Source organism: Flavobacteriales bacterium, from assembly GCA_025210805.1.
Classification (GTDB): domain Bacteria; phylum Bacteroidota; class Bacteroidia; order Flavobacteriales; family CAJXXR01; genus JAOAQX01.
Window position 1 is genome coordinate 54165 of record JAOAQX010000005.1, and the last position, 15831, is coordinate 69995.

Genomic DNA, 15831 nt, shown 5'->3' on the forward strand with positions numbered 1-15831 from the left:
AAGTTATTGAGACTATTTTCTCCCATTGTTCTGTTTTTTTAATTGTAAATTTTATATCCCAAATTGCTCTGTTTTCCAGAGTGATTTTTGAGTTTAAAGATTGCAAATATAATCAAATAATACCATTTTTAGTGTTAACCTATTGATAGGTATCATGTACCGATACCTTTACTTAATTTGACTAATGAAGTTGTGAAAAAGGTGAGTAATTTAAGTAAGCAATCAGTGAATAATTTGGTAAGAGTATGATCAATTTTATTGGGAGTCCTCAAAAAAAAATAAGACCAAAGCAATAGGGTGCAATATCTTGATTTTATAAAAAAACTTTCGCTCTTTTATATTATTTAGTGGATATATAGATTCTTATACGCTTTCTGTCTAGTAATAGGAGGATAGTTTTGCGAAAGTTCTTAAATTTCCACATTCATATTTAATGCATTTAAATTTTATGCTGAAACAACTCTTTAGTTTCTTTTTTGTATTTCTTTTGATGAGTACCTCTTGGGCTCAGCAAAATACTTTGGTAGTTGGGAAAATCATTGATGCTAAATCCAATGAAGAACTTCCCTTTGTGAATGTAGTTTTTGTGGGAACTCAAACAGGTACTATTACTGGAGTAGATGGAACGTTTCGACTTCAAACTTCAAAAGCAGTAAGACAAATAGAGGTCAGTTATATAGGTTTTAAGACCAGAATAATTAATATTTTACCAAGGCAAAAAAATAATCTTAAAATAAAACTAAAAGAAGAAAGTAGCATACTTTCTGAGGTGGAGTTAGTTTCTAAGAGGAGAAAAAAAGCCAAAAGTGATAGTCCTGCCATTATTGTTATGAAAAACGTATGGAGGAACAAGAAAAAGAATATTGCTAAGAATATTGATACACTTACCTATGATCAATATGAAAAAACTCAAATGGATATTAATAATTTTTCGGAAGACTTTAAAAAGAATCGACTTTTCAAAAGGTTACAATTCATTTTTGAGTATGCAGATACTTCTGATTTTAATGAGAAATCACAACTTCCATTGATGATTAATGAGGCAAAGTACAAAGTTCTACACAGCAGAAATCCAAATGAGCATCACAAAATATTTTTGGGAAATAAAATATCGGGTTTTCAAGATAATCGCTCAGCGCAAAGAGTATTAGAATCTTTGAATACCAATTTTGATATTTATAAACCCGCAATCAACGTTTTTGAAAAATCGTTTACCAGTCCTTTGGCATCCATTGGACAATTAAATTATCATTATTACCTAAAAGATAGTACAGTTTTGGCAGATGGAAATGTAGAATATACCATTCAATACATCCCCAAAAGATCTCATGAACTTACCTTTATGGGAGAGATAAAGGTAGATAAAAAATATTGGGCAGTTAAGCATATAAGTTTAAGAGTGGATAAGGATGCCAATTTGAATTTTGTGACTGATTTAAAATTTGAACAAACTTTTCAATACAATCCTACGGTAAAAAAGTGGTTGATAAAAAAAGATCAATTAATAACCGATTTTCAGCTGATTGAGTCTAAGGATAATTTTGGGTTCTATGCACACCGCACAATCGTTTACTCCAATTATGGATTTGAAAAAAACTGGAATAAAAGCCATATAGATTCTTTAAAAGAACTCGGTTTTAGAAAAAAATCTTTGATGTATGCAGATATCGAAGGGACCAGAGCCGAAAAATTGACAAAAAAGGAAGCAGGGATTTATGAAATGATCGGAAAAGTGGAGGATTCTCCAGAATTCAAGTTCGTAGATAATATGGTGTATATTATGTCTAATAACCACATTCCTGTGTTTAACAAAACCATAGATATTGGTCCGTTTTGGAATCTATACTCTTATAATGAAATAGAAGGAAATCGATATTTTATTGGAGGAAAAACGGCAATTGGAATGAGCCATAATTGGCATACACAAGCTTATGTAGCTTATGGAGATCGAGATAAAAAATGGAAATACAAACTCGCAGGAGGTGTTCTTGTAAATAGAAAAAAGTATCATAGATTATCTTTTTCTAAAACCAAAGATTATCGGGTGATTACAGAAACGAATCCGAATAATTTATTGAATTCAGGAACGTTTATTTCTAGTATTTTTTCTAGAGGAACAGCACCTAACTTTATGAATATTGATGAATGGAAAATAGATTCTGAAAAAAATATCAATAATTCATGGAGGTTGACAAACGAAATTAATAGAACGAATTATGAAGAAGTTTCAGACGTATTGAAGTTTGATTTTATCCCTTCGGGAGCTCCGAGAGATTTTACAACTACAGAAGCAAAGATAGGACTCATTTACGACATCAACCCAAGATATGTAGGGAATAGAACGACCCAAAGATGGCAACTTTTTGTGAGCAATAGATTGCAAGTGAAATTTGATGGTATCTTCGGATTTAGCAATGTTCTTGGAAGTGATTATGAATATCAAAAAATTGAATTACAAACCAATTATAAAAAGAGTTTTAATCATCTTGGAAGACTTCATTTGAATGTAAAGGGTGGAATTCTTTTTGGAGAAGTTCCTTATCCTTTATTGTTTTTAGCTCAAGGGAATAGAACCTTTTCTCTTGACTTTCAAAAATTTTCTATGATTGATAATTTTGAATTATTGAGCGATCGTTATGTTCAAATTATTGCAGAACAGCATTTTGAAGGATTGGTCTTTAATCACATTCCACTCATTAGATCTTTAAAACTGCGAGAAGTCGTCGGAATAAAAGGAATTTTGGGGAACCTGAATAGTAAACACAAAGATTATACAATAAACGGAAACGCAATAAACGCCCCAAATGATGGTGGATATTGGGAAGCTTCTGTAGGAATAGAAAATATTCTAAAAATCCTGAGAATAGATTATGTGTATAGAATCACCCACAGAAATGACGAAAATTTGAGTACAGATCTTCAAGGTTTTCGATTCCGATTTTCTTTTAGGCTTTAATGATTCGTATTGTTCAACAATATTCACTAAAAAAACATCAATTTTGAATCTCAAAGAACTTAAAAGCCAGATTGAAGGAGATATTTTTGAAGACTCATTGCATCAAGCTATTTATGCTACGGATGCCTCTGTTTATCGTCAAATACCTTTAGGTGTTGCCTATCCAAAACATGCTGAAGATCTACAGAAAATCATCCAATTTGCCCATAAAAAGGGTTTTGGGTTGATTCCTAGAACAGCAGGGACTTCGCTCGCAGGGCAATGTGTGGGAACAGGGCTTGTTGTTGATGTTTCCAAGCATTTTACGCAAATTATTTCTTTAGATAAAGAAAACAAAACAGTTACGGTAGCACCAGGTGTTATTAGAGATGAACTGAATAACTACCTAAAACCTTATGGGCTTTTTTTTGGTCCCAATACTTCTACTTCCAATAGATGTATGATAGGAGGAATGGTAGGGAATAATTCTTCGGGAACCACTTCTATAAAATATGGAGTTACTAGAGATCATATAAAAAGTTTAAAAGGATTTTTGAGTGATGGTTCTCAAGTTGTTTTTCAAGATTGGAGTTTAGAAGAATGGAATGAAAAATGTAAAGAAACCAATCTGCTTGGGGAAATTTGTTCGTGGATAGATCAACAACTGAGTCAAAAAAATATCCAAGAGCGCATCATAAAAGAATATCCAAAAAAAAGTATCCACAGAAGAAATACAGGTTATGCTCTGGATGCCTTATTGGAATTTGAAAAATTTGGCGGAACTCAGCGTAAAATTAATTTATGTAAGCTACTTAGTGGAAGTGAGGGGACGCTCTTTTTTACTTCTGAAATCACCTTGACTTTGGATGTTTTGCCTCCTGAAAATAGCCTGATGATTGTTTCTCATTTTAACAATCTTGAAGATTCTTTAAATGCCGTTTTGGTAGCCATGAAGCATGAGTTATATACTTGTGAACTCATGGATAAAATGATCTTAGATTGTACAAAATCTAATAGAGAACAGGTAAAAAATCGTTTTTTTCTAAAAGGGAATCCAGAGGCGGTTCTTATGCTAGAAATTCGGGCAGAGTCTGATGAAAAAGTAAAAGAAAAGGCAGCAATACTCATTAGAGATTTACAAGAGAAAACAGCCAGTTACCATAATGCATGGATAGAAGCATCAGATATTTCTAAGGTGATGAATTTGCGAAAAGCAGGTTTAGGACTATTAGGAAATATCATAGGAGATGATAAGGCAGTTGCTTGTATAGAGGACACTGCGGTAGATTTAGAAGATTTACCAAGTTTTATCAAAGAGTTTGCTTTACTGATGGAAGAATTTGATCAGCAAGCAGTTTATTATGCGCATGCAGGTGCTGGAGAATTACACCTCAGACCTATTTTGAATCTAAAAAAACAAAAAGGGATTCAGCATTTTAGAGAGATCACAACTGCCACAGCTCATTTGGTAAAAAAATACCGAGGTTCTTTTAGTGGGGAGCACGGCGATGGGATTGTAAGAGCAGAATTTATCCCTTTTTTGATAGGCGAAGAAAATTATCAATTATTGTGTGAACTGAAATCTGTTTTTGATTCTAAAAATATTTTTAACCCAGGAAAAATCGTTCATGCCCCAGCAATGGACGAAAATCTACGTTATACAAAAGACCGTATAGAGCCGGAAATAACCACCAAGCAAGATTTTTCTGAAAATCAAGGAATATTACGTTTGGTTGAAAAATGCAATGGATCTGGTGATTGTAGAAGAAACTCTATTTCTGGTGGTGTGATGTGTCCGAGTTATCGTGCATCCAAAGAGGAGAAAAACACTACAAGAGCTAGAGCAAATGCTTTAAGAGAATTTTTAACCAATAGTGATCAGAAAAATCCTTTTAACCATCCTGAGTTAAAAGAAGTTTTAGATTTGTGTTTAAGTTGTAAAGCCTGTAGTTCAGAATGTCCTAGTAATGTAGATATCGCTAGTGTAAAAGCAGAGTTTCTGTATCAGTATCAAAAAGAGAATGGATTTTCTTTTAGAAATAAAATCTTTGCCAATAATACCCATTGGATTTCAAAACTCCCTTTACCGAGTGGAATTATTAATTCTATTTCCAATGCCACTTTGACCAAAAAAATTATGGGGATTGCTCCAGAAAGGGCTGTTCCGAAGTTGGCAAAACAACACCTCAGAAAATGGTTTAAATCCTTCGATCTAAAAACAAAAAAATCGAATAAAAAAGTCTATTTTTTCTTTGATGAATTTACCAATCTTTATGATGTTTCGATTGGTAAGCAGGCTATTCAATTATTAGATCATTTAGGATATCAAATTTTAGCAGTACAGCACCCAGAGAGTGGAAGAAGTTATATTTCTAAAGGTTTCCTTGATCAAGCAAGTGAAATTGCCGAAAAGCAAATCACTCTTTTTGGTTCATTAATCTCTGAAGAAATTCCTTTAGTGGGGGTAGAGCCTTCAGCTATTTTGAGTTTTAGAGATGAATATAAAAGACTGGTCAAGAATCCTGAGCAGGCAAAAAAACTTGCTCAAAACGTTTTTACCATTGAGGAATTTTTATGGAAAGAATTTGAGAAAGGTCGTTTTTCTTCCGAAATTTTCATCCAAAATAAAGCAGAGATAAAAATACATGGTCATTGCCATCAAAAAGCACTTACCAATACATCCAATTTGGTGAAACTATTGAGTATTCCCAAAAACTATAAGGCAAGTTTATTGGTGACAGGTTGTTGTGGAATGGCAGGTTCTTTTGGTTACGAAGTTGAGCATTATGAACTGAGCCAAAAAATTGGAGCCGACTCTGTTTTTCCTGCCGTTCGTGGTTTACAAGAAACAAATATTCTTGTGGCTTCTGGAACCAGTTGTAGGCACCAAATAAAAGATGGGGTGGAGCAAACAGCTCATCATCCTGTTTCTGTTTTATTCAATGCTTTAATCTAGGATTATTGATAACTTTGTTTTCATTTTGGAAATAAAAATATATCATTGCCAAAGAGAAATATAAGCAATATGCCTGATTCTATTACGAAGTATCTTCAAACAGAAGACAAAGTCTATCATTTATCTCTTCTTATTCCTACATGGAATAACCTAGAGTATATTCAGTTTTGTGTAAATGCCATCAGAAAAAATAGTACCTTGAGTATTCAGATGATTGTTTTTGCAAACGAGGGAACAGATGGAACTGTTGAATGGTTACAGGATCAAAAGGATATTGATTTTATACACTCTGAAGGCAATGCAGGGATTTGTTATGCACTGAACCTTTGCAGGGATTTGGTGAAATCGGATTATATGGTTTATCTCAATGATGATATGTATGTATTACCCGATTGGGATAAAATTATGTATGAAGAAATACAGGCATTGCCAAGCAAGTATTTTATGCTATCGGCAACGATGATAGAACCTCGAGACACCGGGAATTCTTGTGTTATCGTAAAGGACTTTGGGGATGATACCAGTAATTTTAAAGAAAAAGAATTGCTTTCGGAATATCAAAATCTTCATAAAACAGATTGGAATGGGAGTACTTGGCCTCCTAATGTGGTACATAAAGATCTCTGGGATCTTGTGGGAGGAATGAGCGTAGAGTTTAGCCCTGGAATGTATTCTGATCCTGATATTTCAAAGAAATTGTATGATGCTGGTGTAAGAATTTTTAAAGGAATAGGAGCAAGTAAAGTGTATCATTTTGGATCAAAATCCACTAAAAGGCTCAAAAGGAATATTGGGAGAGAATTGTTTTTAATGAAATGGGGGATTTCAGCCAATTTCTTTATGAATAAAATCCTTAATATTGGGAAAAGCTACCAACCACTGGAAGAAAAAGAGATTAAAAAGAAGGATGTGATTATCAATAAATTGAAAATCCTGAAAATTCTACTTTCGTCTAATATTCGTAAAAATGGATAGCCCGTTCTGGTATTTCTAAGGTCAGTACCCGTTTATACCAATTGTGGTGTTAATATTTTACAACCACATTTCCTTTTACTTCAGTATTATCTTCAAAGGTGATAATGTAATAATATACGCCTTCTGTGATTGCAGCTCCTGTTTTTTGAACTTTTCCGTCCCAACATTCAGGGTTTTCATCATCTAAACAACGATCATAGTTGTCAGATTTGTATATTTCTTGTCCCCATCTGTTATAGATTTCTACAGACATATTCTCTTGAAAATCTCCAAACGGAAAATAGAAATAGTCGTTAATTCCATCATTATTTGGAGTGAAAATATTAGGAATCCAGCAGTCAGATACATTAATAGTTAGGGAGACATCCACTTTGTTATCGCATTTGTCTGTTATCAGAATTCTGATAGTGTTGGCACCCAGTTTTAAAGATTTTGCATCAAAAATATATTGTTCTGCATTAGAAACAAAAACATTGTTGATATACCAAGAAACTTCATAGCCACCCACTCCTCCGAAAATTTCGATAGGCATAGGTTCTCGGTCTCTTCTGCACATCTCAAACTCATATTTTGGGATACTCAAAGAGAGTTTTTCAAATTTATCTGGACTGTAGAGGAAAATCTTTTTACTCAAATATGTTCCACAATCATCATAAGCTGTAAACTCTACCTCACCATGGAAGCTCTTTTTAACGGTGATTTTTGTATCATTAATGGTGTCACCATCCCAAACCCAGAAATAAACAACATTTCCATGTCCTCCTGAAACTTTTGCGATAATATCATTTAAGTCTTCACAAAGGTAAGTGTCATCAGGGAATTCTACTTCTAGTTTTTCTGGTGAAAAAATATCCACTGTGTCAAATAGTTTGTATCCACAGTCATCTAAAATCTCTAGTCTATATTTACCGCTAATTCCTTGTTGTATATTGAGCTGACTATTACTGTGAAGATAGGTTCCATCTTTAAACCAAGTGAAAGAAAAAGGAGGTGCTCCACCTGTAATAACGGGAGTTATTATGGTGTCGTTACATATCACAATATCATCAGTAAGGTTCAAGTTCATTTCTGTGTATTCTATGACTTTGAATTCATGATCTATGGCAATACATTCATCTTCAACGATTATTTTGTAATCACCTACATCAGAGATAGAAATTGTTGGGGCTGTACTGATGAGCGTACCATTAAAAAACCATTGATATGAATACGTTCCATTTCCGCCAGAAACTCCCGGATCTATCGTAACTTGGTTATTACATTTTACAACAATATCTTTGTTTTTTAAGGCCATGGTTAGTGGGTTTTCAAACCCAAAAGAACCTTTTTTTAGAAAAACAGCTGAATTGAAATTTTCGTCACTTATATCGGCAATAGCAAGTTTGATATGATAAGTTTTCCCACACTCTAAGGTCGCTTTTGCCTTTAGGGGTTTTGTAAATCCTGTAAACCCTACAGGTGTACTTTGCGGATTATCTACATAGAAAACACTGTTTTGTACATAAGCAGGATCGATGCTTAAACAGTTCGAGTTTGAACCACTACCTCCAGGACTCCCATGGTTAATGGTGTTTATCATTACCGGAACATTCTTAAAAGTGTTTGGGTTTGATGCATTGGGAACTAAGGCAATGTTTTGAGCATTATTAGAATAAGGGCCAGTAATACCTGGACCTGAGATAAAGAAACCAAAAACGTCATTATATTCTGAACAAACATATTCTTTGTATTCATAGGAAGCAAAAATATATTCAAATTCCATTTCGTTGGAAATAGCAACAAAGTCAAACTCTAGTACCACTGAATTTCTAAATGATGCTGCGTTTCCGTTACCATGAGTGATTACGAGTTTTTGTAAATCTAAATCTGTGTTTGAATTATAACCAAAACCTGTGTTTGAGTTCGGATATGCTTTAGATATTCCACCAGTGGAGAGAATCACTCCTTCGTCCATGTTTAGGTTTGTGTTAAAAGCTTGGAAAGCTCCAATTTGACCTAAACTACCAGCGCTGAGTGTAACATTTGATGCCGTTACAGAGATATTGGTATTCATGAGTTGATTATTTACCAAATAATTCATTGAGTTGAATGGTGCTTGATTGCTAACAGCCATTTGAGCCAATGAAAACTGAGTAAAAATAAGTCCTAATAATATTGTAAATAGTTTCCTCATGTTCTTAAAAAAAATAAAGCGTATGAATTTCATACGCTTTTATATCAAAATCCATACCTATCTCATAAGCTGGAAGGTTCCTTTTATAATTCTTTCATCTTCGTATTTTACAACATAGAAATAAACTCCCTCTGGTGCCTCTTTATCTGTCCCCGGAAGTGTTCCTTCCCAGCAGTTGAGGTTGTCATTATTACAAGTTTCGTAATTATTACTGCTAAAGACCGATTTTCCCCATCTGTCAAAGATGCTTAGAGAGATGGATGTTTCAATATCTTTTGATTCGAATTTGAATGCATCATTTACTCCATCGCCATTTGGCGTGAAAATATTCGGTACTTCACAATGTTCTATTTTTACGATAAAGTTTTTAGATTCTGTATTTCCACAACTGTCTCTTGCAACTAAAGCGAAATTGTAGATATTTGGTTTGTTTTCACTTATTTCGTACTCTTTTTTGGTAGAAACCGGGATTCCATCTTTTAGCCATGTATAACTTATTCCGCCTATTCCACCTTCTACATCAACAGAAAGTGTGAGGTCATCTTTTCTACACATAGTAATATTAGAAGCATACTCACTTGTTAGGCTAAGTTCTACATATTCTGGTACGTCAATGTAAATAGAGTCTTTTACTTGATAGTCACAAGCATCTTTTATTTTTATATAATACATTCCAGATGCATTTGCGGTTTGAGTAAGATTATTAGAAGTCCAAGCTCCTTGTCCGTTTTTACTCCATTCTACTGCATAAGGCTCTATTCCACCATAGATTTCTGGATCTACGGTAAATTGTTCTCCTTTACAAGCATACACACTGTCTGGCATATCGGTGCTCAAAACAGGATTAGAAACAATAGTAACCGTGAGAGGGTTGTCTTCTGTAGTACAGGCATCATAGAATGGGAAATAGAATTGAATATCTTCATCTGTTTCAAAAATTCCATCTACAATGGCTTCTATCTGAATAAATTTTTCAGTTACACCAGCAGGAAAAGTGATTGATTTTGGAATCTGATAGAAGTCAACTCCTTCTTCCGCTGATCCTCCAACAATTTGAAAAGCAAATGTGGTATCATTCTCAAAAGCTCTTGGGAGCTTGATATTTAATTTTCCGTATTCACAACCTTCTACAACTTTGTCTGTTTCAAGATCGAAAAAAGAACTGAGTGATGCTGTAGGTACAGGTGGAATATAGTTTACATAAAAAGTATCAAACGCTTCGTAATTACAATCTTCAGTGATTTTTACAATGTGCATTCCTGAATCTTGTGGATTTAAAATAATATTTTCTCCTGTTCCTTCTAGATTTCCTTTGTAAAACCATTCTATATTATAAGGAGTATAACCACCTGAGCCAATAGCATGAACAGGAATAGGGTTACCAGAATTTGCACATACTAAGGTGTCATGAGACAGAAGGTCGATAAAAATACTATCGGGATCTGAAATGACAAAAGTATCTTCAGAAAGTATTCCATCACAAATAAAGGTTCTGATAATTACCGTTTCATCAAGTTCTAATTGATTATCTACAATGGTAACAACATCTATGGCACCCACAGAATCTCCTGCAGGAATGACTAAAGTATCTACAATGTCTTGATAATCTACTCCTTCTTGAGCAGTACCCTCTACTTCTACAAAGATTTCGGCATCCGCCACTTGAGAGAATTGATCAAGCTTTACGATTACTTGACCTGGATAACATCCTTCAATCAAGATGGAGTCACTTCCTTCTAGTTGTGATTCTAGCTCAGAACTACCCGCTACTACATTGAATGATCCTTCTTTTAGGAAAACGGCAGAGTTTAGAATTCCATCATGAACATCTGCTATTGCAAGTTTTAGATGATATGTTTCCCCACAAATAGTAGGGGCGACAGCTTTTAAAGGTTTGGTATAGCCCCCGAAATTAATATTTGAACTTGTTGCTGAGCCTACATTGTCATTGAAAAATATCGAGTATGATTGCCAATTTGGATCAATATTATTGCAATTTGGTAAAGAACCGTTACCTCCTACAGTTCCATTGTTTAGTGTGTTTATTATTACAGGTGTATTTGTATAGGTAGTAGGGTTCGAAGGGTCAGGAACTTTAGCCATATTAATCGCTTGATTTAAGAATGGACCAGTAATTCCTGGGCCAGAGATAAAAAAACCAAAAATATCATTATATTGAGAACAGACGTATGTAGGATACTCATGTGACCCAAATACATATTCAAACTCTACACTGGTTCCAGAAGCGATAAAGTCAAATTCAATCACAATTTCATTATTGGTAAGAAGACTTTGTGCATTTACCATTTGGAGCTGAGCAACCAAATCAGCGTCATCTGCGCAGTTACTGTTTGAAGCTATACCTCCTGATGTAATTTGAGAACTACCACCTGTGGACATAAAAAAACCAGATTCCATAAAGATGTCATTCGTGGCATTGTTAAAGTACCCAATCTGGTTAGTGTCACCACAACTAAAAGTTACATTAGAAACTTGTATTCCTGTTACACTTGTATTTACAAGTACATTTTCAACAAGGTGTTGGACGATACTATTAGGTTGGTTTTGATCTAACGTAATCTGCCCAAAAGAAAATTGGAAATAAAAAACTGAAAAAATAAAAAACAAAAACTTCTTCATAATGTTTATCTGAAATTTAGGGATAACCTAATTTATTGTAAGTTATCAAAAATACTACTTTTTCAAAGATAAGTTATTGCTTTTTATTATAAAAACGAAAAAGGGGCAAAGGTGAAAGTATCCACATTTTTGCCCCGATATATTATTTAATGACTCGAGTGTTAAGGTGTTGTTTATTAGTTATTAATGATGCTAACTATACTTTGAGTAATCTACTTGATTACCATTTTCTCTGCAAAGTATTTCCCGTCTATATAATATTTTACTAAGTAAAATCCGGGTAGAATACCCTCTATACTTATGGTGTTTTGTCTATTTCCTTTTACTAATTTACCTGCTAAAGAATAGATTTCTAGTTTTGTAGTTTGCTCAGGAGCCAAGATCGTTTTGTTTCTTATTTCTAATAAATTGGTTGTTTTATTGTGAATGTTTTCTTGTTTTGCTACTTCTAGATAAAAGGGTAAGCTACAATTCGTGTTTGGATTGGTTATAGGGTTTTGGGCAAGTTGTATGGGGTTTAGTGGCGCATTATCATCGCTGTCCATTATTCCATCCGCATCTTTATCCGAAAAAGTGTTTGTTCCTGTCCAGAAACTCCCTAAAACAGTAATGGCAGAACATGGAATATACTTAGCTTGGTTGGCAAATCTTACGGCATATTTGGGTTTGTCATGCAAAGAGGTTTCGGGATCTGGTAATACGATTCCAAGTTGGTAATAAGCATGAGGTAAACCCGCTAAGTTAAAAGTATCTTTTAGAGAATAAACAATAGGTTTGTAGCTGGTGTTAATGGGGTTATGATGCCAAGATGTACCTTGGTCTCCAAGCGGAATACCACCAATAACGAGACTATCTAATGAAGGGATTCCTGATACGCCCACATTATGATAGTTGAGCATAGGAATGGCAAAGGTATCTGGTTGCCAATTTCTCCAATCATAGTGTGTCTTAGTAGAAAGCACCACTTCATCGTTTTCATCAAGAATTACAAAATAAAGCGCTCTTTTATTTTGTGGAGCAGCAAAACCTCTATTAATTAGGTCTGTTTTGATCATTAAGTGATCTGTATTGAAAATGAAATCCGTTTTTTGAAGTTCCAAACGATATCCTAAATGATCTCTAATGTATTCATAAGCACTTCTTGTGGTGTCATTTCCCGTCTTGTTTTTAAAATATCGGTCGGAAATGGGCATTCCAAATTGCTCAAGCTCTACTTTGCTCAAGGTTCTTTTTTTCCATTGACTAATCGCTGTACTATCTTTTTTAGGAATTCCAGCTCCCGTTAAGGCTTGCATATCTAAGGAATCTGGAGGAAGAGTATAACCATCAGGCATTTCATAAGGACTTCTTCCATCAAGCAGGTTGTTGTGAGTGATATTAAAGCTGGTATAATTGAAATATCTTAGTTTTAGGGCACTGTAAAAACCATCTTGAAGCTTTCCGCTACACATTCCTTCATGAGTTTCCCAGTCATATTGTGGGTTTTTTATCCCAGTTGTAGATTCATACCAATGAAAAAGATAGGAGAAATTCCTATTAAAAGACGAAGTAAACCATGCCGAAGGATTGTGGGAAACATTATTTATTGGGTCTGGTGTTTCATAAGTAGGCATTTCACCATGCATCCAAAGATTTTGACGATAGTACCTTAAATTAAAGGCATCTGTATGCGATAAATTATTAGCCCAGTCTATTCCAATAGTCGTAGGCATATCACTGGTCCAGGTTATTTCTTGTGCTTTTCCATTGCAAATCGTCCAGTAGGAGTCATAAGTATCTCCTCCAAAAGCATGATCATAATAACCAAATCTGAGAAAATTTTGTTCGTCTTTAAGGTTTTTTACACTATCATGTGTTATTCCTGTGTTAAAAGGACCGAGCATGGTATTATGCATATTATTTACAGGATATGTCGCTCCATAAGGAACTGTAACTCCTATAGAATTTCCAATATGTTGTGCGATGGCATAGGTGGATTTTAAGAGTATTTTTTGTGTTGGAAATATGGATAGTGTTTTATTTAAGATATTCTTTTTTAGATGATTGATAGATGATTGGAACTCCCATGCACTTGCTTCTCCATGCACTTGTCCCCAAGAAGATCTTTGTGTACTTTTTCGTTTTGTACCATGATAGTTTGAATACTCAATATCTCTTTTTATTTTTCCAATGGGGTAGTTGATTCCCATTTCGAAATTACTTCTTTTCCAGTGTCCACTTAATCGATAATGATTAAAATCCCATGGATGATTGATCCATCCTAAATGAACCAGTGCAGTATGCGTGTTTAATTCACTGAATAATGTTTGTGATTCCTGGAGATAAGCAATATTTCTATTGAGCCTCACGCCATTGTTGCTCAAAACAGAACTTACGCCATCGCTTCCATTTTTTTGATACTCAAAAGAAGAATTTAAAATTAAGTGCATTTTTAATCCATGACTTTCTAGAATGGGAAGGATTTCGTTTTTAGGTTTCAATAAGTCTGAGCTTGATAAACTTGCAGTATTATTTTGTAAACTGTCTTTATAATGTATATAAAGTTCTGTTTCCACAAGGCTAATTCCATCATTTTCAAAATTACCGAGATAAGAGTTCAAGGGAATTCTAGGATTTGGATAGTTCCCAGAAATATTTTCAAAATAGTTGCTATCTGGGAAATCTGTTTGAGAATAAATATCAATCACACCGGCTCTGATACTAAAACCACGTTCGGGATTAGAAATGGCAATATTTCCCAGTTTATTTGTTTGAAAAGGAGAGATGTCTGCTGGGGCAATTCCAGAATATTGGATACTAAAATTACTTTGAGCTAGGCAGGTTTGGATGGGAATTATTGAAAATAATATTCCGCAAAAAACCTTGAGGAGGAGTAGGTTAAGAGTCTTCATGTCAAGGATCTAAACAGAGCGCTGATATGGATATTTGATTTGTGCAAAATTCTAATAAGGACATATGCACAAATGGAGATCAAATAGAAAATATCTTTTTCTGTTTAGGATGATTTTTTGTTAGAGTTTTATACGAGTCTTTGCAATATACATTAAATATTTTATTTAAAAGTATAATAAAAATAAATCACTTAATTATTTATTTTAAAGTTAATTATGGTGCGTTATGTGATATATGTTGGTTTGAAAATATTACAAAAGATACATGTTATAGTATTGTTTTGTCTTGATAAATGGTGGTTAATTATAAAATTTTATGCGAATTCCCAGATAGGGAAATAAACGATTTTAGTTTGAAATAAAAAAAATACCACTGACAATCCCCATAAACATACTTATTTTAAGAGTTAATGAGAGTTTTTTTGCTCCTTTTGTGTCAGAGAGTTTATATAAAAAGGGAAAATTGAGACTAATGATCAAAGAAAATAAAAGTGCATTGAGCCATTGGTCTTTTGAAACAAAATAAATGATATTGATTAAAATGCAGAGAATTAATATTCCTAAAATAATTCCTTTCGATTTTTTTTTGCCTAAAATAATAGGAATTGTACGTGCTTTTTCTTTTTGGTCTCCTTCGATGTCCTCATAATCTTTGATAATTTCTCTTGCTAAATTTAAAAGAAATGCTAAGGAGCTTAACCAGAAAAGATAGGGAAGAATGACGCTTTGTAGTTTGTTTTGGAAATAAATATCATAAAATGGAATCAAAAAAATAATCATGAAAGCAATAAGAAAACTCACCGTAAAATTTCCCCAAAAAAAACAGCGTTTTAAACGTGCCGAATAGAGCCAAAGTAGCCAAAGAGCGAAAAAGTAAACTAGAATAAGTTCAAGATGGTTTTGCTTATGGAGTACCCAAGAAACAAGTAAAATACTTATTGAATTCAGAAAAAACCAATAAAGCCAAACCACTCGTTTTTGCATTCCAAAAATGAAATTCTTTTGTTTGTTTATTTGGTCTATTTGCTGGTCATAAAAATCATTGATAAAATATCCTGTACCTGTACTGAGAATAAATGAAAAAGCGAGTAAGAAAAAATCAAAATCCGTAAAGAAGGAGTGTTCTATAAATTTCGGAAATGCCACAAAATGAAAGGAAATTATAAAAAACGCCATTAAAGACAAATTTGTCCAGCGCATACTTTTTAGAATATTCAGAAATTGGTTTGAAAATTTCAAATGTGGATGTTTTTTTTCAAAT

Annotated in this window: 7 protein-coding genes; 3 read left to right on the forward strand and 4 right to left on the reverse strand. The window is 33.8% G+C overall.

Annotation, left to right across the window (positions count from 1 at the left end; all coding sequences use genetic code 11):
- Nucleotides 1-448 precede the first annotated feature (448 nt).
- From N4A45_02150 to N4A45_02160, 3 genes are all read left to right on the forward strand, one after another.
- On the forward strand, nt 449-2956 hold the full coding sequence (locus N4A45_02150; protein MCT4664019.1) for a DUF5686 and carboxypeptidase regulatory-like domain-containing protein: 2508 nt from the start codon (nt 449-451) through the stop codon (nt 2954-2956).
- Between the two features lie 40 nt (nt 2957-2996).
- The gene (locus tag N4A45_02155) at nt 2997-5891 is read left to right on the forward strand and encodes an FAD-binding protein (protein ID MCT4664020.1); all 2895 of its coding nucleotides are present in this window, start codon (nt 2997-2999) and stop codon (nt 5889-5891) included.
- Nucleotides 5892-5960: 69 nt separating this feature from the next.
- Nucleotides 5961-6866, forward strand: coding sequence for a glycosyltransferase (locus tag N4A45_02160; GenBank protein ID MCT4664021.1), 906 nt, complete (start codon nt 5961-5963; stop codon nt 6864-6866).
- A 49-nt stretch (nt 6867-6915) separates the two neighbouring features.
- On the opposite strand, the gene N4A45_02165 is transcribed toward N4A45_02160, so the two are convergent.
- From N4A45_02165 to N4A45_02180, 4 genes are all read right to left on the reverse strand, one after another.
- Entirely contained in the window at nt 6916-9039 is a 2124-nt protein-coding gene (locus N4A45_02165) for a gliding motility-associated C-terminal domain-containing protein (GenBank protein MCT4664022.1), read from the reverse strand.
- A gap of 57 nt (nt 9040-9096) precedes the next feature.
- Nucleotides 9097-11679 carry a choice-of-anchor L domain-containing protein gene (locus N4A45_02170; protein MCT4664023.1) on the reverse strand — a complete coding sequence of 861 codons (2583 nt, stop codon included), beginning with the start codon at nt 11677-11679 and terminating at the stop codon, nt 9097-9099.
- A 212-nt stretch (nt 11680-11891) separates the two neighbouring features.
- Nucleotides 11892-14570, reverse strand: a complete 2679-nt coding sequence (locus tag N4A45_02175; GenBank protein MCT4664024.1) for a DUF4832 domain-containing protein — start codon at nt 14568-14570, stop codon at nt 11892-11894.
- Nucleotides 14571-14918: 348 nt separating this feature from the next.
- Nucleotides 14919-15770 carry a UbiA family prenyltransferase gene (locus tag N4A45_02180; protein MCT4664025.1) on the reverse strand — a complete coding sequence of 284 codons (852 nt, stop codon included), beginning with the start codon at nt 15768-15770 and terminating at the stop codon, nt 14919-14921.
- Nucleotides 15771-15831: the final 61 nt, after the last annotated feature.